The organism is Sphingomonas sp. Leaf198, assembly GCF_001424005.1.
Taxonomy (GTDB): domain Bacteria; phylum Pseudomonadota; class Alphaproteobacteria; order Sphingomonadales; family Sphingomonadaceae; genus Sphingomonas.
Genome location: NZ_LMPX01000004.1, coordinates 479,239 through 501,047 on the forward strand (window position 1 = coordinate 479,239; position 21,809 = coordinate 501,047).

The window sequence follows — 21,809 nt, forward strand, 5'->3', positions numbered from 1 at the left end:
CCAACTGCGGACGCTGACGCATCAAATTTGCGGATTGAGAACTGGCGTAGCTTTCGTGCGCAAAGCCTGACATCGTTATAGGATGAGAATCAGGTTAGCGCAGTTGCGGTGGACCTTTGCCGCATGCGCCCTTGTTATCACATCGTGCGGATCCAAGGGCTTGCAGCGAGAAGATCAGTTCGCTTGGGCGATGGAAACGGGAGCCGGTTCAACGTCACCGCCAGTCGTCCGGATACGGCTATTCGATACACAAGGCGGCTCCGGTTCTATCCGCTGCGTGTTCAGCGACGAGTTGATCCATGCAGTCATGCTAGAGAACCGCATACCGCTGACCAAAGAAGGTTACGATAGGGCAATTTCTATTGCGCTTGCCTCCCGTGACCATAGCTTCCGCTTCGATCAGCCAGCGGCTCGCAACGTGATTACGGCGACACACGGCATGACCGATGCCGGGCTGTCCAAGGCCTGCAGAATGATTGAGCAAGGCAAGTCGGCGCTCTGGGCGGACATGCAGGCGCGGGTCGTCGAAGGACCGCACTTTCCGCGTGGGACCGAACGCAGATAGGCGGTGGTTATTTCTGCGGCAACTTCGCCAAAACCGGCCAGTCCGCTTTGCTTCCCATCAAGACATTCTCGAGTAGATAGCCGGGTGTCAAAGTTGGTCGTATCGCAAAGGTGAACCAGTGTCCGAAGTTGGGAAGCGGGGATAGTGACGTGAATATCCGCTTCTAGGTCCAAACGTAAGGCTATCGCCTGCCATGCTCTTGACCGAGTGTCGCAAATGCAATGATGGCCTGCCGTTACCGCGAACGTTCTGTCAGCAGGGCTGCGGTATGGAACGCACTAGTCAACTGTACTACCGATGCGGCGACAACGGCGCGCGTCAGCGCCGTTGCGATCAAGCCGCGGGTTCGTGGGATAGCGCTGTTGAACCCCGATGCGGTGCCGATCACGATCGAGAAGGGGAGCAACGCGAAACCCACCTGGTCGGTGTGTATTCCGCCGCCGACGATCAACCAATACGGCAGCAACACCAGCAATCCGCCCAGCGCGCCGTACAGCAGCAGCGTCAGCAAGGTCAGCCAGACGAACGGCGTGACGCGAACAGCGTCAACAGCGTCAGCGGCATCATCGCGCTGTCGCCTAAACGGTGGTTCTGGATGCCACCATCGTCGCGGCGATCGCCCTGCCGGGATAGCGAACAGCTATGGTCCGTAGGGCCCCTGCATGAGAGTGTCGCCAGATCCCGGCGGTGGCGCCTTCATGATCCGGCTCGACGGAAACAGCATGTCTCGTGGTCGTTCACGAGACCGCAGGCCTGCATCCAGGCGTAGACGATGACGGGGCCGACGAACTTGAACCCGCGCTGCTTGAGCGCCGCGGATAGGGCTTCGGAGGCAGGCGAGCGGGTCAGCGCCTTGGCACCGTCGCCGATCACCGGCGTACCATCGACGAAACTCCAGACGAAGCCACCGAAATCCTCGCCGGCGTCGCGCATCGCGAGATAGGCGCGGGCATTGCCGATCGTCGCCACGATCTTGGCGCGTGAGCGGACGATACCGGCGTTGCCAAGCATCGTCGCGACGTCCGGCTCGCCGAACCGCGCGACGATGTCCGGATCGAAGTCTGCGAAAGCAGCCCGGAATGCGTCGCGTTTGCGCAGGATCGTGATCCAGGCGAGCCCGGCCTGAAATCCGTCGAGCATCAGCTTTTCCCACAGCGCGCGCGGGTCGCGTTCGGGCACGCCCCATTCGGCGTCGTGATACGCCGCAAGCAACGGGTCGCTCTGCGCCCATCGGCAGCGGGATAGCTCGGCGCGAGTCATGGCGGGCATTGCCCGGTCTTTGCTGTCGATCTGCATGCTGCCCGGGACGATGCTCGCTCGGTGCCGGCGTGTCGATGCCGTTCGCCATCGGCGGCGCGGATCAGGCCTTGATGACGTTCAGCAGTGCGGCGTTGATCCGGTCGAAGCGGGCCGATTGCTATCCTCGCCTTTCAGGCCGTCCAGGCAGCTGGTCGGCCGCCGCGCGCTGCCGCCCAACTGGATGAACGAGTTGCCGAAGCTGGGATGCGGGGAAGGGCGGTCTGAGTGTCTGCGAGTGGTCTCGGTGCGCGGAAGTAGTAGATCAGCCGGCGACGATGAGCGGCGCACCGTCGCCAGAAGAGACATGGCGAGACGTAGGTGCGCACCACCAGCGTCGGCCCGAGTCCCACAAAGCTCACAGCCTATCTCGGATCAGGCATAGTACGCCCTTGCCTCACCGAACGGGAGGGCAAGAGCTATCCATGCTAAGGCTGAACGAACGTCCAGAGGTGGGATGCGCGCTGCCGCCCCGAATGTCTGGAAGTGGGGCCGCATTGAGATTGCCGCCCGGGATCGAGCGCTGAAACTATGATCGCGGGCACGCGTGGGGACGAGGCAAAAGCCTTGCGTGCAAGGGTCGACGGCATCGCCTCTGCGGTAATTCAGCGACCCGCAAAATACTGTGCAAGCGGATCAATCATATCCTCAGGGATGCGACGGGCGATGACCGGCATCGTCGATTGCGACTGGCGGGCATCGACCACCGTCTCGTCGCCACGCCAGTTGCGGAGGCGTTGCGCGATGTAGCTGGCGCGCTGGCCAGCGAGCACCGGGTAGGGTTTGCCGGGGGCGTGGCAGCTTGCGCAGGCGGGAAGCTGGACCTTGGGGAGACCCTCGCGGTCTATCCTGGCGGCCTCTGCCGATCCCGACGGCGTGACGCCGCCGATCCCCGGCATCGCCGCGAAGTGATCCGCCAACCGCGTCATTTCCTCTGGCGTCAGCGTCGCGCCGGCGTTCGCCATCACTGCGCTCTGGCGCTTGCCGGTCGCATAGGCCTCCAGCGCAGCGCGAAGATACGCCGGGCTCTGGCCGCCGAGCACGGGCATGTCGGGCTGGCCCCGGCCGCGTCCGTCGGCACCGTGACAGCCTGCGCAGGTGGCGATCTTGGCATCGGTGACACCCGGCACTTCGGTCAGCGAGCGATAGGTCGCGGGCGACATCTCGGGCAGCAGGCGGACGAAGGCGACCATGCGGCGGACTTCGTCGTCGCGGTCCTTGGCGGCCCAGCCGGGCATGCCGGTGTATTTGACGCCGTGCTTGAGGATCCAGAAGATCTGCTTGTCGGTCCACTCCCGTGCGTTGATCGACAGGTTTGGGGCAGGGGGCGTCGCGGCCTGCATTACGGGCAGCGGGCGGACGCCGGGCGCGCCGTGGCACGAGGCGCAGCTTGCCTTGAACAGGCCGGCGGCGCTGACGAGACCCTCTTTAACCTTGGGATCGTCGGGCGCTGTGAAGGCAGCGTGGGTGCGGACCGAGTTGCGCATCGTCCAGTGGAGGAACCAGTCGGTGATCTTCCAATGGCCCGACGATGCGGCGATGTTGAACACCCCCGACCACGCGAACAACAGCCCGGCGAGCGCCAGCGCGACGATAGTAGCGGCGGCGCGCGCCCAGGTTATCCGGATCGTCATGCGGTCGCGCTCCGTGTCTTCAACAGTCCGCCGAGCATCGCCAGCCCGCCGATGAAATAGCTCGCCGCGCCGACCATCAGCATGACGACTCCGCCGAGTTGCTGGTCTTCGAGTGCGTCGAGGCCGTGGATCGCCGGGTGCCCCCCCGACATTTGGGCCATCATCGCGTAGAGGGGGCGTGGGGCGAGGCCGATCAGCGCTCCGAGCAGGGTCATGTGCATCGATGTCAGCAGCAACGCGGCAACACCCGACGCGCGACGGTCGGTGGCGCCGCCAATGCGGGTGCCAAGTACCGCGCTCCAGAGGAGGATGCCGGCAATTAGGAAGCTGGCCTGCTCGATAAGCAGCGCGAGGGGCTGCATGTCGACGCGGAGTCTCAGCGCAGGGAGGTGCCAGAGCCAGACGACGACGAGTTCGACTAGCGACATCGCGAGCGGGGTCACCACCGCGGGCCAGCGCTCGGCGGGATCGAAGCGGCTGCCGGCGATCCCGTACGCCAGGAACGGCGCGGCGACGGCGACCGCGATCATGTGACCCGCCATGTGGCCGACCATCCCGAGCGGTGCTGCGGCGAAGGCCCAGCCGAGCGGGACTAGCGCAACGCCCAGGATGAGGCTCGCGCGTCTCATCGGCAGTCGCCGAACATGATGACTGGCAAGGCCGTGAAGATCACCGCGACGAAGCTCAGTCCTGCCAGCAACCGCGTCGACAGCGCGAGGAAGCGCAGGCGATCGATCGCGGTGCCCTCGTCATGCGGCGCGGGATCGCCTGGCGTCTCCGACTGGACACGCGCGATGTAGCCCGCCGCGACGATTCCCAGCAGCGCCACGATCGTCGCGATCAGCGTCGCGAGCGGGAAGCCGGTCAATGCCGTTCCCGGGGTCGGCGATTTCGCGCACGTCACCGCGACCCACAGATAGCAGAACAGGAAATGCACGGCCCAGATCGTCGGCGGGACGATCAGCGTCCACAGCGTCACTTTGAGGTCGCGCGCCCAGTGCTTCCGCTCAGCGTCGGGCTTCCGCTCGGACTTCTTCATGCGACACCCGGGAACAGGCCGATCGTGCAGAACGACACGATCCCGGTCAGCGCGAGGAAGTGATGGTACACGGTGATGTTGCGCAGGTCCGCGTCGTAGACCGGCGTCATCTTCCCCGCGAGGCTACGCGCGAGCGTATACGTCTGCATGATGACCCCGATTGCGGCGTGCACCGCAGTCCAGATCGCCAGCGTCCAGACGATCGCCGGATAGACGTGGAGTTCGGGATCGAGCCCCGAATACCACGGCCCGGCGAGCCCCGCGAACAGGCTCGACAGCGTCGCGACGATGCCGACGACCAGTAGCATGCGACCTGCAGCGACGTTGCCGCGGCGATGCACTTCGCGCGCGCCGACGGTTGCGGCCCAGCCGATGAGGGTCAGCGCCAACGCGACCATCGGCCAGAACACGCCCGGCCCGTTCAGCCCGACTCCGCTCGGCGGGAAGTCGTTGTGGATCGTCCAGAAGAAGAAATAGCCGAACACGAGCCCCGAGAACGCGGTCGCGTCCGCCATCATCGTGATGAACATCGCCCACCAGCCCGGTGCCGATGGACCCGACGTGTAGAGCGGCACCTCGATGCCGTGGCCGATATGTTTGGTCGGCTTCTCTGGGATCTCCGCGGTGCCGGTCCACAGCCACCAAAGCACGCACGCAAGCGTCGCGACGCCGCTGACCGCCGACCAGATATAGAGGTGGTACGTCGTCAGGATGAACACGCCCGCGAGCGCGACCGCGGTCATCATCGGCTTCACGCTTGGCGTACCGAGGCGGATCACCTGCAGGGGGCGAGCATCGAGCACGGTGGTGATGATCGACTCGCGCCGCATCTCCTCCGCGTCGGGCAGGAAGAAGCGGCCCTCGTCGACCTTCTGGACGAAGTTCTTCTGGTCCCAGATCGGATAGCGGCTCTCGATCAGCGGCACCGAGCGGATACCCCAATCCTCGTCGTCGGGCAGCGCGAGCCATTCGAGCGTGCCTGCGTTCCACGGGTTGCGCGGCGCCTTCGGGCGACGCGGCGATAGCGCGAGGTCGATGCAGACGATCAGCACGCCAGCTGCGAACATGTACGAGCCCACGGTCGAAGCGAGGTTGAGCCCGCCGATCCCGAGTTCCTCCGGGTACGTAAACACGCGCCGCGGCATGCCGAGCAGGCCCGACAGATGCATCGGGAAGAAGGTCAGGTTCATGCCCACGAACATGATCCAGAACGCGATCCGCCCGAGCTTGTCACTCAGCTTCTTGCCCGTCACCAACGGCCAGTAATAATAGAGCCCGGCGAACAGCGGCAGCAGAGTGCCGCCGATCAGCACGTAATGGAGATGCGCGACGATGAAATACGTGTCGTGCGCCTGCCAGTCGAACGGGGCCACGGCCACCATCACGCCGGTCAGCCCGCCGATCACGAACACCGCCAGACTCCCGCTCGCATACAGCAAAGGCGTCGATTTCTTGACGTTGCCCGCCCAGAGCGTCGCGATAAACACGAAGATCTGCACACCGGTTGGGATCGCCACCGCTTCCGACGCCGCCGCAAAAAACGCGAGGCTGATCTTCGGCAGTCCGGTCGTGAACATGTGGTGGACCCACAGTCCGAAGCTCAGGAACGCGGTGCCGACGGCGGCCAGCACGATCCACGGATAGCCGAGCAGATGCCGTTGCGCGAAGGTCGGGATCAGCATCGCGAACAGCGCGATCGACGGTAGGAATACGATGTAGACTTCCGGGTGGCCGAAGATCCAGAACAGGTGCTGCCACAGCAGCGGATCGCCGCCCTTCTCCGCGTTGAAGAACGGCCAGTTGAGCAGCCGTTCCATCTCGAACAGCACGTCGCCCGCGATCAGCGGCGGGAACGCGAACAGGATCATCACCGCGACGACCAGGATGTACCAGGCGTATAGCGGCATCAGGTTGAGCCGCATGCCCGGCGGGCGGCATTTCAGGACGCCGACGATCAGCTCGACCGCGGCCGCGACCGAGGACACCTCGATGAAGCTCAAGCCGAGCATCCAGATGTCCGCACCGAGCCCGCTGAGGTCGGTCCGCGTCGTCAGCGGCGGATACATGAACCAGCCGCCATCGGGCGCCGCGTCGAAGAAGATCGAGCCCGACACGAACACGCCGCCGATCAGGAAGCTCCAATATCCGAACCCCGACAGCCGCGGAAACGGCAGGTCGCGCGCGCCGAGCAGTTGCGGCAACAGGATGATCGACACCGCCTCGAACATCGGCACCGCGAACAGGAACATCATCATCGAGCCGTGCAGCGTGAACAGCTGGTTGAAGGTGTTCGCCGTGACGAGGTCGTTGTTCGGTACCGCGAGCTGCGTCCGCATGATCAGCGCGAGCACGCCCGCGAACAGCATGAAGCCGAACGCGGTCAGCGTGTACCACACGCCGATCCGGTTGTTGTTGACGTCGGTCCAGCGGAAGAACCAGCCGGTGGGCGGCTTCCACACTTCACGCAGACGATCTTCCTGGCCCTTGCGGACCGCGGGATCATTCTGGTCGGGTGCGATATACTGGGTGCTCTCGGTGGTCATTTGAGCCCCTGAAGATAGCTTGCGATCTGGTCGGCTTCGGCGGCCGACATCTGCGGGAAGGCGGGCATCCGCACGCCGGGCTTGGTCTTGCCCGGATCGCGGACGAAGCCGGCGATGTTGGCGTGCGTCATCGGCAGCACCCCCGCGGCGAGCGTCGGGCGCGACCCGAAGTGGGTGAGGTCGGGGCCGATCTTCGCGACCGGGCCGACGCCGCGAACGCTGTGGCACCCGCTACAGCCATAGCTCGCAAACAGACGCGCGCCGGGCGAAGCGGTGACGATAGCGGGCTTGCGTTGTTCGGAGAGCCAGCGCTCGAATGCGGCGGGCTCCATCGCGATCACGTCGAACGCCATCAGCGCATGGCCGAGCCCGCAGAACTCCGCGCAGACGCCGCGGTACGTCCCCGCCTTGGTCGCGCGGACGACGAGCCGGTTGGTGCGGCCGGGGATCATGTCCATCTTGCCCGCCAAGCCCGGCACCCAGAAGCTGTGGATAACGTCGGGGCTACGCAGCGACAGTTCGACCGTGCGGCCGACGGGGAGGCGGAGTTCGTTCGCGGTCTCGACCATCGATCCGCCCGGCGGCGCATAGCGGACGCGCCACCAGAATTGCTCGCCCTCGACCCGGATGCGCAGGTCGCCGTTGGCCACCTCGCGCGGCCGCATCGCGGGCAGGGCGTAAAGCAACAGACCCAGCAGCAGGATCGAAGGCCCGATACCGCCGAGCCAAAGCACCAGCTTCATCCCGCCCTTGTGCGTCAGCCGACCTTCCGGCGCGCGCATCGCGTGGCGCATCAGCAACGCGAGCCCGCCCGCGAGAATGATCGCGCCGATGACCAGAACGATGGTGATCGAGAGGACCTTGTCCGCCTCTTCGCCGAACGGCGCCAGCGTCGACTGGTGCCGGTTGCATCCCGCCAACAGCGGCAGGCATGCGCCCACGGAAAGAAAAATAGCCTTCCGCATCATCACCTTGCCACTCTTGCGAAGCGCGTCCCTAACCCGGCTGGCGGGGGTGCGTAAACCCAAAATGACAGAAATGTCATGTAGGCCTGTCAACCAGAGCAGTCGCGTAGGCGGGTCTAATCCATACGTTCAGCTCGTGCCGCCGGAGGAACCGAGCTGAAGATCGATTGGGCATTGGCCGCATTCGGTGTGCTAGCGGATCGTGCATGAACTATCTCATGCTAGCAATCGCGATCGTCTCCGAGGTTAGTGCCACGACTGCAATGAAGCAGTCGAATGGTTTTACCCGCATGCCTTGGACGGTTGTTACGGTCATCGGCTACGGTATTGCCTTCTACTGCCTGTCGCTGACCCTTCGAACGATACCGACAGGCATTGCCTACGCTATCTGGTCAGGCGCCGGCATCGTCCTGATTTCGGCGGCTTCATGGGCATTCCAGGGTCAAAAGCTCGATGCTGCTGCTGTATTTGGCATGGGCCTGATCATTGCCGGTGTCATTGTCATGAACGTGTTCTCGAACGCGTCGAGCCATTGAGCGGACGGCCGAAGCTGGGGAGCGGCAGAGGGCGCTCCAATGGCCGGGTATGGGGCGTCTGACGGGGGGCGAGCGTAGAGCCGCAAGGCATCGGCAGAGGGCTACGTTCGAACGCCACGGTGCAACGACGCTGTCCCCGTCGTGTAAGAATACCGGGCTAGGCGGCTCAGCATGGCTTCTGGAGCATGTGTTGAGCTGGCTGCGTGACATCGATCGGTGGTTTCTCGCAGAGGTGCTGCCGCATGCGCCGGCCTATCGCGCGAAGGCGGCGTATCTTTGCGGCCGCGACAACGCCGAGGATCTTGTCCAGGACGCCTATGCGCGGGTCCTCAAGACGCCGGATTACCGCGCGATCGTCACGCCGCGCGGCTTCGTCCTGACGATCGTGCACAATCTTGCGCTCGAACGACTGCGTCGCGCGAACGTGGTGCGGATCGACATGCTCGCGTCGCTCGACATGCTGGGTGTCGCCGACCCGGCGCCCGACGCCTTTGCGATCGCGTCGGGACGATCCGAGTTGCAACGCCTGCTCGACCTGATCGACGCGCTGCCCGCGCAATGCTCGCGCGTCCTGCGCATGCGGAAGGTCGAGGGGATGCCGCCGGGTGACATCGCCGAAGCGCTTTGCATATCGGTCTCGACCGTGGAAAAGCATATCGCTAAGGGGCTGGCGCTCATCACGAGAGCCCGGCGCGATAGCGAAGCGCAGGCGGAGGAAGCGTGCCAGGCCGTTCCGACATTCCGCAGCGTCATGCCGACCTGACCGACGAGGCTGCCGGCTGGCTGGCCGCGCTCGACGCGGGATCGGCGGATGTCGCGGCATTCGAGGCGTGGCGCGACTCCGATATTCGCCATGCCGTGGCTTTTGCCGAGGTGGCCGGGACGTGGCGCGATCTGGATGGCCTGCGTGGCTCACGGGGCGAGACGAGGGCTTCGTCTGAAGCGCAGCCCGTGCCGAAAACCGTCGCACGGCCGAACCGGCGCCAGCTCCTGCGTGCTGCCGGTTCGGTCGTCGGTGTCGCGGCGGTTGGCGGGGGAATCGCCTACCGCGCTGCGGCGCGCGACATGGCCGAGACCCGGGTCGGTCAGCGGATGGCGGTCGCGGTGACGCCCGGCATCTCGCTCGATCTGAATACCGATAGCCGCGTCTACTGGCGCAACGAAACGCCTGCACGGCTCTGGCTCGATCGCGGCGAGATCGCGCTGCGGCTGACGGCCGACCACCGCCTGCAGTTGCTGACGCCGGGGGGGCAGTTCCAGCTCGATCCCGGTGCGTACAACGTCCGGCTGCGCGGCGCGGGGTGCGAGCTGGCGGTGCTGGCGGGCGGCATTGCCGATGGATCGACGCTGCGCATCGGCTCGGGCGAAGTTGCGCTCGTCACGGCAGGGCAGGTCAGTGTCCAGGCGCGTGACGATATCGGCGGGGTCACCGCGTGGCAGCACGACACGCTGGTGCTCAACGGCGAAAGCCTCGACTATGCGGTCGCGGAGATGAACCGGTACCTGCCGAACAAGATCGTGATCGGCGACCCCGCGCTGTCGCGGCTCCGTGTGGGCGGCAGCTTCGCGACCACCAGGCCGGCGGAATTCCTGCGCGCGCTGCGTAGTTCGTTCGGCATCCGCGCGACCGCAGGCCGGGCCGGAGGGATAGTCCTGACCCGCGCGTAAAGTTTATTTTCGCGGTCGATGGCGGTTTGTCCGCGCTCATCCATCCCTGCTCCGACACACGGTGCGATGCGGGGATTTCATGTTCAAGTTTCTGACGACGACGGCCATCATGGCGGTGGTGGCGATTCCCGTTGCCGCCAGTGCGCAAACGCAGGCGGCAAGCGTCGCGTTCGACATCAAGGCGTCCGACACCGCGACCGCGCTCAACGCGTTCGCGCGGCAAGCGGGTGTGCATGTCAGCTTTCCCTACGATGCCGTCGCCAATCGTCGCACGGCTGCATTGCGCGGTCGGTTCACGCGCGGCGAGGCGCTCCGCCGTCTGATCGCCGGGCAGGGGCTGATGATCGCGGAGGAGACCCCCTCGATGATATCGCTGAAGGTCACTCCGGTCGAAACGCCGCAGGACTCCACCGATGCTGCGACCACCAGCCCCGTGGGACAGGATATCGTCGTGCTCGGCCAGGGCCAGTCCCGCCAGGTCCAGACGGTGTCCGCCAAGGCGATGGCGAAGCTGACCGGCGGCTCGTCGCCGTTGCGCTCGCTCGGCAGGTTGCCCGGCGTGAACTTCGACTCCTCCGACGCGCACGGCACGTACGAGGCGGCGACGCAGCTCTCGATCCGCGGCTTCCTCACCGACCAGATGGGCTTCACGCTCGACGGTGTGCCGCTCGGCAACATGCAGTACCGCAACAACAACGGCCTTTCGATCAACCGCGCGCTGCTCAGCGAGAACAACGGTGCCGCGACGCTCTCGCAGGGGAGCGGCGCGCTCGGCACCGCATCGACCAGCAATATCGGTGGCACGGTCGACTTCACCTCGATCGATCCCACCGACAAACTCGGCATCGATCTCGAGCAAAGCTACGGCAGCGCCAGTTCGTGGCGTTCGTTTGCTCGCGTCAACAGCGGCGAGCTGCCATGGGGCGGGCGGCTGGCTGTGTCCTACGCGCATGATCGTCAGGGCAAGTGGCGTGGCTGGGGCAAGCAGGTGCAGGACCAGATAAACGCGAAATACGTCCAGCCGCTTGGCGACGCGGTCAAGTCGACCACGTTCCTCAACCTGATCGATCGACGCGAGGACGATTATAACGACGTCTCGATCGCCCGCCTCAGGACCTATGGCTACAGGTTCGACAACATCCGCGATTTCGCGCTGGCCGAGCAACTCGCGACGATCGTCCAGAACGGCGGCACCCCGCCGGCACCGTTCGCGGCCGCCGACGACACGATCTATCAGGGCGGCGGCGTACGGCGCGATCTGCTGGCGTACGAGAAGCTCGACTATGCGCTCGGGGCCCGGCTGAGCGGTTTCACGACCGGCTACATCCATCTCGACAAGGGGATCGGCACCTATGCGAGCCCCTACGACGCGACCCCCGCGGCGTTCGGCGGCTCGCCCGTCTCGGTGTCCGCGCTCCGCTACGCGATCAACCGGAAAGGGGTGATCTCGCGCCTCAAATTCGCGGCCGGCGATCACAAGATCGAGGGGGGCATCTGGTACGAACGCAATGCCTTCGATCAGGGTTCGTATCTCTACGGCCTGCAAAAGGGCGTCGCGCCAAGCGAGTTCCAGCAATTCTACACCAATCCGTTCAAGACCAATTTCTACAACGAATACGTCACGAACACCGTCCAACTCGATATCAGCGACACGTGGCAGGCGACCGACGCGCTGCGGCTCAACGCGGGCGTGAAGGGCGTGGTGTCGACCAACCGCGCGCACAGCGTCGTCAGCACCAAGCCGATCGACGGCTCGATCCAGGCGAAGAACTGGTTCCTGCCGACCGTCGGCGCGCTGTATACACTGGACGGCAACAACGAGGTGTTCGCCGACTATACGCGCAACATGGCGGCGTTCGTCGCGTCGACCTCGAGCGGCCCGTTCTCGAGCAGCTCGCAGGCCGGGTTCGATTTCATCCGCAGCGACCTGAAGCCCGAGATGACCAACACGTTCGAGGCCGGTTATCGCTTCCACGATCGTGATCTGCAGCTCTCGCTGACCGGCTATTACGTGAAGTTCTCCAACCGCCTGCTCGCCTCGTCGATCAGCGCGACCATCGTCGGCAACCAGAACGTGCTCCAGAACGTCGGCGGCGTCTCGTCGAGGGGCGCCGAAGCGGCCGCCAACTGGAAGTTTGCGCGCGGCTGGTCGCTCTACGGCAGCTATGCCTATAACGACGCGACCTATGACGACGATGTCCAGCCGCTCGGCGGCGCGCTCGTCGCCACCAAGGGCAAGCAGGTCGTCGCGTCACCCAGGAATGTCGGCACTGCCGAGCTCAACTACGACGACGGCACGATCTGGGGCGGGGTCAACGCGCATTATCGCAGCGCCCGCTATTACAGCTATCTCAATGACGCGAAGCTGCCCGGCGCGGTCAACGTCAACCTGTCGGCAGGCTATCGGTTCAGCCGCATGTTCGACGTCCAGTTCAACCTGACGAACGTGTTCGACAAGCAATACATCGCCTCGACCGGGACCGCCGGTTTCGTCACGTCCGATCCGAACGGCACGTACACGACGCTGCAAACCGCCGCACCGCGCCAGGTGTTCGGCACCGTTCGCGTCCACTTTTGACCTTTGCCGCGTGTCGGGAATGCCCCCTCATCCTCCTGTCGACAGGTGCCCCATGGAACGCCGCAATCTTCTGAAGCTCGCGCTTGGCGCGCCGCTCGTCCCCCTGGCAGCCCGGGCCGCGGCGACGGTGCCGGTAGGCGGCGGCGACAGCTTCAGCTTCGCGTTCGTGGGCGATTGTCACATCCGGCCGGAACTTGGCGCGGATCGCGCCTGCGCGCAGTGCTTCGAACAGATCTCCGCGTCGCCCGTCGATTTCGTGATCCTAGGCGGCGACCATGTCGAGGATGCGCTCGAAACGGGGCGGGAGCGTGCGACATTGCTGATGGATCTCTATCAGCGCACCGAACGCGCGCATCTGCGCAAGCCCGTGCATCACGTCATCGGCAACCACGATTGCCTGGGCGTCTTCCCCAAGAGCGGTATCGATCCGTCGGCGCCCGATTACGGCAAGCAGTTCTATATCGATCGGTTCGGGCCGCGCTATTACGCCTTCGATCACAAGGGCGTGCATTTCGTCGTGCTCGACTCGATCGGCCTGACCGCGGACCGCAATTACGAAGGCCGCGTCGATGCCGCCCAGCTGGCATGGTTGCGCGCGGATCTCGCGGCGCAACCCAAGGGCACGCGGATGGTCGTGGTGACGCACATCCCGCTCGTCACCGCGATGCGATGCTACGAACCCGAATCCTGGCTCGACACCCCGCACAACTGGACGTTCGTCGTCAACGGCCGGGAAGTGCTGCGCATCCTGCGCGACTATGATGTGCTGGCCGTGCTCCAGGCGCACAGCCATGTCTATGAGCGGATCGAGCTCAATGGGATATCCTTCATCACGACCGGTGCCGTCGCCGGCGCGGACTGGCGCGGATCGTTCCTCGGCACGCCGGAGGGGTATACCGACATCACGATCTCCGGTCGCAAGGTGGAAAGCCGGTACAGGACCTATGGCTTCACTAGTGTCGATCGACAGGATGTGCCGATCTGAGCCCAACGTGCGGAAGCCTATGCGGACTAGGCCGGTCCGAAGCCGTTGGGCAGGGTGCGTCCGCCATAACCGGACGCTTGGGTTAGTGTCGCACCAGTCGTCAGCGTGATCGACCGTCAGCGTGATCGACGGAGAAGGCGTATTCAGTCGAGGCCGGCCTTGTCCGGCGTCCAGTAATTTCGCGCGACGATCCTGTTCGAAGGCACGCCCAGGGATGCGAGCCTGCACCGCAAGCGCTGCACGGTGCTGGCTTTGCCGGCCAGAACGAATGTGCATTCCGCTGCGAGCGCGGGCAGGCCTTGCTCGATACGGGTGATATGACCGTCATCGGGTTCGCGCGCGATCAGTTCGAAACCAAGGAGCGCTAAATCGTCGAGAACCGTGCGGCAGGCATCGATGTCATCGACCTCGAAGCCACCGACGAACCACGCCATGGGATCGCGTCGTACCAGCGTCGTCGATTTAGTGAATGCTCAGGCTGCTGCCGACCTCTTGCGCGCTGAAATCATTTCCTCGGCAATCTGGGATGCTTCCTCGTGTGACGAGACCAGCTTCAAAGGATAGCCCCAGAACTTGGCGAAAGCCACGCCGAAGGGTTTGGAGGCCAATCGCTTGATGGCACTGGGCTCGATCACGATCATTGCGAGCACGAGCGAACGAAGTTCCACCTTGTGCTTCTTCATCCACAGCGAGGTGCGTTTCTTCTCTTCCTGATTATGTTCATGCTCCTCGTTTGGAGCAGAGTCGGTCAGGATCACGAACGGTGTGCCGCGCTTCAGATTCGCCTCGAATGCCTCGAAGTCCTGGTCGTGGTCGTGGTCGGGGCCTTCGTCGTAACTTATCCAGACGAGCGGAAATTCGTACTGTCGAAAGGCATGTTTCGTCTCCTTTTCAATGCTTTCAATGGAGGCGGATGTGCCGCCACGACATGACCAGCGCGATTGCGGCGGGGAGCGTGACGGCGAGCAGTTCCAAGGCAACGAGATGGCCGCCGTCGCGCAGGCCATCCGATACGCCGCCAAGCGTACTCATGGCGGAAACACCACCACCGATGACGAGCATCGCCCAGTCGGTTCCGCGCTTTCCGGCAAGCGCCAGCACTGGAGGGACGACCCAGGCACCGTAGAAAATGGATACTGCCCACAATGCGGTGGGGCCGAACGTGATAGCCTTCATCGTTCCGCCGCTGCCGACATAGCCGTTCAGGTAGGAGAAGCATTGGATCGTGACGAAGAGTGCGGCGCCGACCGCCGGGACGAGCCACGCGAGTGCGAGTTCAACTGGCTGCTTTCTGATCACGTCGACATTCCCATCCGGAGGCATTTGGTGGGCTGCTGAATGTTGCCCTTCTCGAAGAGGAGCGCGATCGTGATCGCCGCTTCTCCCTTCCGTTCGAACGGCATATGGCGATTAACAGATGGCGTCATTGCGCAATCCGGCCATGATATGTTTTGATTCGGCCGAACCCTCAGATTGCCGAGTCTCTTGATGCATATCGATGTCCGCAGTGACTGGCTTTCCTATGTCGATCAGGTTCCTCGGGCCCTTGTCGCGGCCAACACCGTCACCAGTCTCGATGCCCTTGAGCAATCGTCCCGGCACCAGCATCAGAAAGCGCAGCTGCTCCTGACCGTCCGTGGCGTCATCAATTGTGAGGTGGAAGACGCCGTCTGGATCGTGCCACCACAATGCGCCGTGTGGATCCCCGGCGGTCTGCCCCATACCGCTTTCGGCTCGGGCGAAGTGGAGTGCATATCCCTTTTCATCGAGCCTCCCGCAGCTCTGGCCCTGCCGAGCAAATGCTGCACGATCACCGTATCGCCGTTGCTGCGTCATTTGCTGATGCGAGCGAACGAACTGGCCGAACGCTATGATGTCGATGGTCCAGACGGCCGGATCGTGTCGGTTATTCTCGATGAGTTGGCTGCCGCGCCAGTCGAGGACCTCCGCCTTCCGATTCCCAGCGATCCGCGGCTCAGGAAACTTACCGATCTGTTGATCGCGACGCCGGCGGATCATGCCACCGTCGCACAATGGGCCTCGCGGATCGCGCTCAGCGAGCGCAGTCTGAGCCGTATGCTGGCGGAAGAGGTCGGCATGAGTTTCGGCCGCTGGCGGCGACAGTTGCATATCGTCCTTGCCTTGCGGCATCTGAGTGCCGGTCAGACGGTCCAGGCCGTCGCAATGGATCTAGGCTATGAAAGCGCCAGCAGCTTCGTGACCATGTTTCGAAAGATGGTCGGCAAGCCACCAAGCCGCTATCTCCTCGATCGACTTCGGCCTGCCCTCCTCGATCAGGGCCAACGATAGGCGCTGGCGGAGTTTAGACGATCGCGGTGCAGCCCATGCTCCGCGGATCGCCGTCCCGTATACTGCGTACATGCTCAAAAGTTCTTGGTGATTACCGGATCGGACGCTTGCCCGGGCCCCAAGTTCAATGCTTGGCGGCGATCTTCGTACCGAAAAAGCGGGTCCGAGCGCGAAATCGGAACATGAATGAACGGCTGGCTTCGGTGAGAGGCGGGCCCGGCCCGAATGTCACTTTGTGGATCAGATTGCGGGAACCGGCCAGATCGACGCGAGACATTCATGATGTCCCGCTCTCGCGCCGGATCAGATTGGCGGCTTCGGCCTCTCCCGACTTCTGATCGGTTTCACGCGCCGCGATATCGTCGGCGAGCAACATCAACTGGTGGCCGGTGGTCGACCCATTCGACGCATCTTCCGCAACCCGCAGGCCTGAGTTGTTCGCGATCGCGCGGTCCCAGTCGGTGCGGACCGCGGCCCAATAGTCCTTCGTCTTCGCCCAATACGTGTCGGCCGCCGCGACGGCGAAGTCGGTCGCGGGGGTGTAGGTGTTGATGACGTATTCGTGGACGTACGTGGCGGGCCTGCCGTCCTTGAGGCCGATCTTGGCGTTGTCCTGCTCGTGGACCCAGCCGGCGGGGGTCAGCACGTGGCGGTTGCTGCCGATATAGTGATCATAGGGTGGATTTCGGGTCGCATCGCGGCGCGCGAGCGGGCGGCGGGTCTCGTCGCTGGTCCAGCGGGTGGCGCCGTCATCGTAACGCCAGCGCCCGATCCCGCCATAGCGCGGGGAGTCGTCGGTCTGCCAGACTGTCTGCGACCATGCGCCGCGCCGTTCCGCCTCGGCGAGCGGACGCAATGTCCAGCGGCCTGCCGCGGTGTAGACGAGCACGGTCGACGGTTGCCACGTCCAGTCCTGTCGCCAGTGCTTGATCACCATCGTCTTGGCGTTGCCGTCGGTGACGACCAGCAGATGCTGGAGCACGACGTGGTCGGGCGTATCGACGATCGCGCGGACGACCTCGTGCCCGCCGCTGAGCTTTGCAGGGTAGGGTGGATAGCCCGCGACCAGCGGCGTGGTCTCGCGCATGTCGAACGTCACCTTGAAGGTGCCGGCCATCGCCAGGATCGATGCGTGGTCGCGGGCCTGGTCGCCGTAGACGGCCTGCGTCTGCGCGGACGCGATCGTCGACGTGAGGGGGAGCGCGGCCAGCGTCAGGCCGGTCGCGAGGAGAAGGGAACGGAACATCAGGGGCCTCACAGGTTGAGCGAGAAGGAGAGCCCGGCGTTGCGGCCGGGTTGCGAATAGGCGTCGCGGACGACCGAGGTCGAGGTCAGTCCGCGGACGTCGCTCCACCAGAAATACTTCTTGTCGGTGATGTTGAAGATCCCCGCGCGCAGCGTCGCATGATCCATCACGCGCAGCGACGCGGTGGCGTCGAGGATCCAGAAGCCCGACGGCGTGAAGCAACTGGTGGCCGCGGTGTTGCAGGTGTTGTTGGTGTCGCCGACCTTCTTGCCCGCAGAGTGCGTGGCGATGACCTCTGCGCGGAACGGCCCGGCCTCGGGTTGGTAGAACACGCCTGCGACGACCTTGACCGGTTCGATGCTGTCGAGGGGCTGCGTGCCGGCGACACCGGTCGTCCGCATCGTGCCCTTGGCGTAGGACGTGGCGGCGCGGACGCCGACGCCGATCGGCAGGCGCGCCTCGCCGCGTGCTTCGAGGCCCTCGATCTTGACGCGGCCGCGGTTGATATACTGGTACACCGCCGGGTTCGCCGCGGTAAATGCGCCGCTGACCTGGACCTGGTCGATGAAGTTGCGGAAGCGGCTGCTGAACGCGGTTCCGCTCAGCGACCAGCGGGTACCGCTCAACCGTATACCGCCCTCGACGCTTTTGCTCGTTTCGGGTCTGAGATCGGGATTAGGAACCGAGCGGTAGTTCTGCGTGATATTGGCGAAGCCGTTGTTGATCTGGTTCGGCTCGGGCGGCTTGAACCCTTGCGCGTAGTTGGCGAACAGCCGGACGCCCTCGGTCAGCTTGGCGACCGCACCGATCCGCGGCGTCACCTTCGAGCCACTCTGCTCGCGCGGTACGAAGGTCGTGAACAGTGGATCGTTCTGCGGGTTCAGCTTGTAGTGATCGTAGCGGATCGATGGGAACAGCGTCAGCAGTCCGTCTGCGATGGCAATCTCGTCCTGCGCGAACACGCCGACCAGCGTGTAGTCGGTCGTCGGGAAGGCGCGGGTCGGATAGATTTCGCCCGCAGGCGCGACGGTGCCGTCTCGCACACCCGTCTGGCGGGTGTGCGAGTAGTCGGCGCCATAGGCGAACAGGTGCGTCAACGGCCCGGTCGCGGCGCGGCTTTCGAGCTGCAGCGTGCCGCCGTACACTTCGTTGTCGAAGCGGTTGATGCGCGTGCGATCGGCAGCGGTGTTGCGGTTCTCCGCCGCGGCCTGAAGCGTAAGGCTCTTCTGGTAATAGCCCGCCGCGCGGATACCGCTGACGATGCCGTCGCCGATGTAGCGGTAGTCGAGCGTGCCGCGGTTGCGCTCGGTCGTGTCGTGCGCGGTGAGGCCGATCACAGATGTTGCCGCGAGCGGAGGCTTGGCGATCGCGCTGAGCACGTCGGTGTCGACCACGGAAGAGAAATGTTCATAGGTGAGGCGCAACCGGCTGGCATTGTTCGGTGCCCAGACGAGGCGGCCGAGCAGCGCGTTCGATTCGATGTCCTGCGGGTTGGCGGTGGTGCGATCGGTGGTCGCGGTGTCGTTGCTGCCCTTGGTCTCGGTCTCGTGTCCGTCGCGACGGGTATAGGCGACCATCGCCTCGATATCGCCGGTCTTGCCCGCGACCACGAAGCCGTTGGTCCAGCTGTCGTCCGAGGAATCGTAGCTCGAGCGAAGTCCGCCGCCGACCAGCTTGCCGTCGGCCAGGAAATCGCGCGGGTCCTTGGTGATGAAACTGACCGCGCCCGCGACACCGTCGCTGCCATAGAGCGCGGAGGCGGGGCCGCGCAGGATCTCGACCGATTTGAGCAGGTCGAGATCGACGTAATCGCCGCGGCCGACCGATTGCGCGCCGAAGCTGAACGCGTCCGGGACGCGGACGCCATCGACGGTGATGAGGACGCGGTTGCCCTCGAGCCCGCGGATGTTGAACCCACTGTCGCGGTCGCGCCCGGTCGAGGATCCGGCGGCGGTGAAGCGCGACGGCGCGCGGCGGACGGTGACGCCCGGCTCGTAGCGCACCAGATCCTTGATGTCGGAGATGAAGCGATCCTCGATCGTCTTCGCGTCGATCACCGATACGGTCGCGGGAACGTCTTCGACCGCCTTTTCGGTGCGCGTCGCGGTGACGGTGATCGTCTTGTCCTGCCCTCCGGATCGTCAGCGGGCGCGGTGGCAGTCGGCTTGTCGGCCGCCGAAGCAAGCGCAGCTTCTGCGAGAACTGGCTTTGCATGGGCAAGGGCGCCGGTGCCCATCATCAGCGCGACCGGCGAGATGCCGGCCAGCAATTTGGTCAATGTCATGTTCGTTATCCCCACGGTCTGCGGGCTTGCTAGTGCGAATCATTCTCGTTATCAAGTGGCATTGAAAAGGAGCATCGCGATGACGAAGATCAGGGGAAATTGGCGGACGGCGCGAGCGACCGGGGCGCTCGCCCCCGCCATAGCCACCGTGCTCGCCCTCGTATCGGGGCCTTCGGCGGCACACATGCCGTATGTCCTGCCGAGCGTGTTCGACGCGGCAGGGCGTGATCGCGTCACGCTCCAGGCGTCGTTCACCGAAGACGCCTTCCGGCCTGAGATCGCGATGAAGGACGCGCCGTTCGAGATCACCGGGCCCGACGGAAAGACCGTCAAGCTGGCCGCACCGACGCTGACCAAGGACTAGGCGATCGTCGAGGCCGCGCTACCGGCGGACGGTGTGTACCGGCTGTCGTCCGGGCAGCGGATCGGCCGGTTGAGCAAGATGTACCGGACCGGCGAGGCCTGGACGATCGTCGGCGAAGGGAAGACGCCACCGCCCGGCGTGACGTCGGTCGACGTGCGCAGCACGACGCTGGCCGACGCCTATGTGGTGCGCGGCAAGCCCGGTGCTGCGGGGGCGATGGCGGCGCGCGGCAAGGCGCTGGAGATTCACCCGCTCGGCGACCCGACCAGCTATGCGCCGGGCACGGCGGCCGCGTTCGAAATGCTGTACGAGGGCAAGCCGCTCGCTGGCGAACCCGTGACGTTGTTCCGCGAGGCGGGGTTCTATGACGGCCGCAAGCAGGTCGCGGTGGTGAACAGCGACAAGGCCGGGAAGGTGATGCTGACCCCGTCCGATGCCGGGCGGTACCTGATACTCGTCCGGCACCGCGCAGCTACGCCGGGCGCGGCGGATGCGTATTCGAGCTTCACCGTGACGCTGGCGTTCGAGGCGATCTGAGGCGACGTCGCTGCTTCCGTATCCTCCCCCTGGCGGGGAGGATTTCAGCGTACCGCTATTTGTTTTCTATGGTGGGCTTCACCCCGTTCGGCAGAGCTGGATCTTTGGTCCGCTGCGAGAGAGTAGGAACGGACCCTATTTAATCGGGCTATCTCCGACGTCATCTTGCGCTTCCTTGTTCTCCCGCGAAGGCGGGAGTCCAGTCTGGGTCCCCGCCTTCGCGGGGAAACAAGTTCTACCAGAATAGACACCCATCCGGGGATGTATCGAGAGGCGGCAATTAGTCGCTCAGCATCGCGGATAGACCGGGAGTAAAATATTCTCGGACGGTGCCGTCGATCTCCGTGACGAGCCGAGCGGCGATCCCTTGGTTGTGCGCAAGGTCAAGGCCGTCCGGGCCGAGCACGGTCAGCGCGGTCGCCCAGGCGTCGGCGTCGAGCGCGGTCTGGTGGATCACGCTGGCGGAGACGACGAGCGTTTCGATCGGGCGTCCGGTGCGTGGATCGAGCGTGTGGGCGCCGCGGCGATAGTCGCCTGAGGTCGCTACCGCTTGGCCGTGCAGCGCGATCCGGAGCGGGGGTAGTGTCAGGCCGGGTGGACTTTCGAGGTCGACCCACCAGGGATCGCCGTCGGGCTTGATACCACGACCGACGAGCTCGCCGCCGATTTCGACCAGTGCGTTCGCGATGCCTGCGTCGTGGAGCAGGTCCGCGATAACGTCGACCGCGTGTCCCTTGGCAATCCCCGACAGGTCGAGCGAGGTGCCGCCGGGTTGGCGGAGATGCGCGCCGGTTGCGGCGAACGAGAGCCTGGACCAGCCCGATGTCGCGCGCGCCGTCTCGATTTCGGGTGTGCTCGGGGGGCAGGCGACGGGGACGGGGCCGAAACCCCAGGCATCGACGAGCTTGCCGATCGCCGGATCGAACGCGCCGCCGGTTATCTCGGCGATCGCTAGGCCGCGTGTCATGACATGCGCGAAGTCGGGTGGGAGCGTCGTCCAGGTGCCGCCCGGCGACCGGTTGAAGCGGGACAGGAGCGAGTCCGGTGCCCAGTGGCTCATCTCCGCGACGATCCTGGCCAGCCGCGCGACGATCGCGGCGTGGATCGACGACGGATCGGTGCCGGCGGGCGCAGCGAAGCGCGCGCTCCACGACGTCCCCATCGTCTCGCCGTGCAGATCGAGCACCACCGCCGACGGATCGCGCGCCCCGAACGCCGCGGCGTCGATCGTCGGTGGCAGCGCGATCCTCATGCCGCCA

General features: G+C 64.8%; 23 protein-coding genes. 9 read left to right on the top strand and 14 right to left on the bottom strand.

Annotated elements, in window-relative coordinates; translation table 11 throughout:
* Window positions 1-277: 277 nt before the first annotated feature.
* On the top strand, window positions 278-565 hold the full coding sequence (locus ASG20_RS17605; RefSeq protein ID WP_056055860.1) for a hypothetical protein: 288 nt from the start codon (window positions 278-280) through the stop codon (window positions 563-565).
* 235 nt (window positions 566-800) lie between these two features.
* On the opposite strand, the gene ASG20_RS17610 is transcribed toward ASG20_RS17605, so the two are convergent.
* The 7 genes from ASG20_RS17610 to coxB all read right to left on the bottom strand — a co-directional run bounded on the left by ASG20_RS17610 (window position 801) and on the right by coxB (window position 8,042).
* A complete protein-coding gene (locus tag ASG20_RS17610) occupies window positions 801-1,076 on the bottom strand; it encodes a hypothetical protein (RefSeq protein WP_056055862.1) in 276 nt (91 codons plus the stop codon).
* A gap of 185 nt (window positions 1,077-1,261) precedes the next feature.
* Window positions 1,262-1,825, bottom strand: coding sequence for a DNA-3-methyladenine glycosylase I (locus ASG20_RS17615; protein ID WP_082471065.1), 564 nt, complete (start codon window positions 1,823-1,825; stop codon window positions 1,262-1,264).
* A gap of 641 nt (window positions 1,826-2,466) precedes the next feature.
* The gene (locus ASG20_RS17620; protein ID WP_056055863.1) at window positions 2,467-3,495 is read right to left on the bottom strand and encodes a c-type cytochrome; all 1,029 of its coding nucleotides are present in this window, start codon (window positions 3,493-3,495) and stop codon (window positions 2,467-2,469) included.
* The gene (locus ASG20_RS17625) at window positions 3,492-4,124 is read right to left on the bottom strand and encodes a cytochrome c oxidase assembly protein (protein ID WP_056055865.1); all 633 of its coding nucleotides are present in this window, start codon (window positions 4,122-4,124) and stop codon (window positions 3,492-3,494) included. The genes ASG20_RS17620 and ASG20_RS17625 overlap by 4 nt, the downstream gene beginning before the upstream one ends.
* Entirely contained in the window at window positions 4,121-4,534 is a 414-nt protein-coding gene (locus tag ASG20_RS17630; RefSeq protein ID WP_056055870.1) for a hypothetical protein, read from the bottom strand. The genes ASG20_RS17625 and ASG20_RS17630 overlap by 4 nt, the downstream gene beginning before the upstream one ends.
* Entirely contained in the window at window positions 4,531-7,077 is a 2,547-nt protein-coding gene (gene ctaD / locus ASG20_RS17635; RefSeq protein ID WP_056055872.1) for a cytochrome c oxidase subunit I, read from the bottom strand. The genes ASG20_RS17630 and ctaD overlap by 4 nt, the downstream gene beginning before the upstream one ends.
* Window positions 7,074-8,042, bottom strand: coding sequence for a cytochrome c oxidase subunit II (coxB, locus tag ASG20_RS17640; RefSeq protein ID WP_056056080.1), 969 nt, complete (start codon window positions 8,040-8,042; stop codon window positions 7,074-7,076). The genes ctaD and coxB overlap by 4 nt, the downstream gene beginning before the upstream one ends.
* Before the next feature lie 206 nt (window positions 8,043-8,248).
* Here coxB and ASG20_RS17645 point away from each other — a divergent pair, with 206 nt between their 5' ends.
* The 5 genes from ASG20_RS17645 to ASG20_RS17665 all read left to right on the top strand — a co-directional run bounded on the left by ASG20_RS17645 (window position 8,249) and on the right by ASG20_RS17665 (window position 13,809).
* Window positions 8,249-8,578, top strand: coding sequence for a DMT family transporter (locus ASG20_RS17645; RefSeq protein WP_056055874.1), 330 nt, complete (start codon window positions 8,249-8,251; stop codon window positions 8,576-8,578).
* Between the two features lie 190 nt (window positions 8,579-8,768).
* Window positions 8,769-9,341, top strand: a complete 573-nt coding sequence (locus tag ASG20_RS17650; protein WP_056055876.1) for an RNA polymerase sigma factor — start codon at window positions 8,769-8,771, stop codon at window positions 9,339-9,341.
* Window positions 9,299-10,246 carry a FecR family protein gene (locus ASG20_RS17655; protein ID WP_056055878.1) on the top strand — a complete coding sequence of 316 codons (948 nt, stop codon included), beginning with the start codon at window positions 9,299-9,301 and terminating at the stop codon, window positions 10,244-10,246. Before ASG20_RS17650 ends, ASG20_RS17655 begins: the two co-directional genes overlap by 43 nt.
* A gap of 79 nt (window positions 10,247-10,325) precedes the next feature.
* A complete protein-coding gene (locus tag ASG20_RS17660) occupies window positions 10,326-12,824 on the top strand; it encodes a TonB-dependent receptor (protein ID WP_056055879.1) in 2,499 nt (832 codons plus the stop codon).
* Window positions 12,825-12,876: 52 nt separating this feature from the next.
* The gene (locus ASG20_RS17665; RefSeq protein WP_056055881.1) at window positions 12,877-13,809 is read left to right on the top strand and encodes a metallophosphoesterase family protein; all 933 of its coding nucleotides are present in this window, start codon (window positions 12,877-12,879) and stop codon (window positions 13,807-13,809) included.
* A gap of 143 nt (window positions 13,810-13,952) precedes the next feature.
* Here ASG20_RS17665 and ASG20_RS17670 read toward each other — a convergent pair whose 3' ends face one another.
* From ASG20_RS17670 to ASG20_RS17680, 3 genes are read right to left on the bottom strand one after another with little or no spacing between them, the layout of a single operon-like run.
* A complete protein-coding gene (locus ASG20_RS17670; RefSeq protein ID WP_056055883.1) occupies window positions 13,953-14,243 on the bottom strand; it encodes a hypothetical protein in 291 nt (96 codons plus the stop codon).
* Window positions 14,244-14,282: 39 nt separating this feature from the next.
* Window positions 14,283-14,816, bottom strand: coding sequence for a hypothetical protein (locus ASG20_RS17675; RefSeq protein ID WP_201780743.1), 534 nt, complete (start codon window positions 14,814-14,816; stop codon window positions 14,283-14,285).
* Window positions 14,710-15,108 (bottom strand): hypothetical protein, encoded by a 399-nt coding sequence (locus ASG20_RS17680; protein ID WP_056055885.1) that lies wholly within the window; start codon window positions 15,106-15,108, stop codon window positions 14,710-14,712. Before ASG20_RS17680 ends, ASG20_RS17675 begins: the two co-directional genes overlap by 107 nt.
* A gap of 189 nt (window positions 15,109-15,297) precedes the next feature.
* On the opposite strand from ASG20_RS17680, the gene ASG20_RS17685 reads away from it, so the two are divergent.
* The gene (locus tag ASG20_RS17685) at window positions 15,298-16,119 is read left to right on the top strand and encodes an AraC family transcriptional regulator (protein ID WP_056055887.1); all 822 of its coding nucleotides are present in this window, start codon (window positions 15,298-15,300) and stop codon (window positions 16,117-16,119) included.
* 277 nt (window positions 16,120-16,396) lie between these two features.
* Here ASG20_RS17685 and ASG20_RS17690 read toward each other — a convergent pair whose 3' ends face one another.
* Genes ASG20_RS17690 through ASG20_RS19810 form a run of 3 tightly spaced genes read right to left on the bottom strand, consistent with a single transcriptional unit; the run spans window position 16,397 to window position 19,649 of the window.
* Entirely contained in the window at window positions 16,397-17,365 is a 969-nt protein-coding gene (locus ASG20_RS17690; protein WP_082471045.1) for a DUF6607 family protein, read from the bottom strand.
* Between the two features lie 8 nt (window positions 17,366-17,373).
* Window positions 17,374-19,482, bottom strand: a complete 2,109-nt coding sequence (locus ASG20_RS17695; protein WP_201780749.1) for a TonB-dependent hemoglobin/transferrin/lactoferrin family receptor — start codon at window positions 19,480-19,482, stop codon at window positions 17,374-17,376.
* Window positions 19,419-19,649: a hypothetical protein gene (locus ASG20_RS19810; protein WP_201780745.1), complete on the bottom strand. Its 231-nt coding sequence runs from the start codon at window positions 19,647-19,649 to the stop codon at window positions 19,419-19,421. The genes ASG20_RS17695 and ASG20_RS19810 overlap by 64 nt, the downstream gene beginning before the upstream one ends.
* A gap of 79 nt (window positions 19,650-19,728) precedes the next feature.
* Between ASG20_RS19810 and ASG20_RS19980 the strand changes: the two genes are divergently transcribed.
* A complete protein-coding gene (locus ASG20_RS19980; RefSeq protein WP_231420932.1) occupies window positions 19,729-20,013 on the top strand; it encodes a DUF4198 domain-containing protein in 285 nt (94 codons plus the stop codon).
* A gap of 33 nt (window positions 20,014-20,046) precedes the next feature.
* Window positions 20,047-20,550, top strand: a complete 504-nt coding sequence (locus tag ASG20_RS19985) for a DUF4198 domain-containing protein (RefSeq protein WP_231420931.1) — start codon at window positions 20,047-20,049, stop codon at window positions 20,548-20,550.
* A 280-nt stretch (window positions 20,551-20,830) separates the two neighbouring features.
* Here the strand turns inward: ASG20_RS19985 and ASG20_RS17705 are convergent, their stop codons facing one another.
* On the bottom strand, window positions 20,831-21,802 hold the full coding sequence (locus tag ASG20_RS17705) for an FAD:protein FMN transferase (RefSeq protein ID WP_231420930.1): 972 nt from the start codon (window positions 21,800-21,802) through the stop codon (window positions 20,831-20,833).
* Between the last annotated feature and the right edge of the window lie 7 nt (window positions 21,803-21,809).

Excerpts from the sequence above, each read along its gene's own strand:
- ASG20_RS17615 (WP_082471065.1), bottom strand. The coding sequence starts at position 1,825 with ATGACTCGCGCCGAGCTATCCCGCTGCCGATGGGCGCAGAGCGACCCG.
- ASG20_RS17620 (WP_056055863.1), bottom strand. The coding sequence starts at position 3,495 with ATGACGATCCGGATAACCTGGGCGCGCGCCGCCGCTACTATCGTCGCG.
- ASG20_RS17625 (WP_056055865.1), bottom strand. The coding sequence starts at position 4,124 with ATGAGACGCGCGAGCCTCATCCTGGGCGTTGCGCTAGTCCCGCTCGGC.
- ASG20_RS17630 (WP_056055870.1), bottom strand. The coding sequence starts at position 4,534 with ATGAAGAAGTCCGAGCGGAAGCCCGACGCTGAGCGGAAGCACTGGGCG.
- ctaD (WP_056055872.1), bottom strand. The coding sequence starts at position 7,077 with ATGACCACCGAGAGCACCCAGTATATCGCACCCGACCAGAATGATCCC.
- coxB (WP_056056080.1), bottom strand. The coding sequence starts at position 8,042 with ATGCGGAAGGCTATTTTTCTTTCCGTGGGCGCATGCCTGCCGCTGTTG.
- ASG20_RS17645 (WP_056055874.1), top strand. The coding sequence starts at position 8,249 with ATGAACTATCTCATGCTAGCAATCGCGATCGTCTCCGAGGTTAGTGCC.
- ASG20_RS17660 (WP_056055879.1), top strand. The coding sequence starts at position 10,326 with ATGTTCAAGTTTCTGACGACGACGGCCATCATGGCGGTGGTGGCGATT.
- ASG20_RS17665 (WP_056055881.1), top strand. The coding sequence starts at position 12,877 with ATGGAACGCCGCAATCTTCTGAAGCTCGCGCTTGGCGCGCCGCTCGTC.
- ASG20_RS17670 (WP_056055883.1), bottom strand. The coding sequence starts at position 14,243 with ATGGCGTGGTTCGTCGGTGGCTTCGAGGTCGATGACATCGATGCCTGC.
- ASG20_RS17675 (WP_201780743.1), bottom strand. The coding sequence starts at position 14,816 with ATGGCCTGCGCGACGGCGGCCATCTCGTTGCCTTGGAACTGCTCGCCG.
- ASG20_RS17685 (WP_056055887.1), top strand. The coding sequence starts at position 15,298 with ATGCATATCGATGTCCGCAGTGACTGGCTTTCCTATGTCGATCAGGTT.
- ASG20_RS17690 (WP_082471045.1), bottom strand. The coding sequence starts at position 17,365 with ATGTTCCGTTCCCTTCTCCTCGCGACCGGCCTGACGCTGGCCGCGCTC.
- ASG20_RS19810 (WP_201780745.1), bottom strand. The coding sequence starts at position 19,649 with ATGACATTGACCAAATTGCTGGCCGGCATCTCGCCGGTCGCGCTGATG.
- ASG20_RS19980 (WP_231420932.1), top strand. The coding sequence starts at position 19,729 with ATGACGAAGATCAGGGGAAATTGGCGGACGGCGCGAGCGACCGGGGCG.
- ASG20_RS17705 (WP_231420930.1), bottom strand. The coding sequence starts at position 21,802 with ATGAGGATCGCGCTGCCACCGACGATCGACGCCGCGGCGTTCGGGGCG.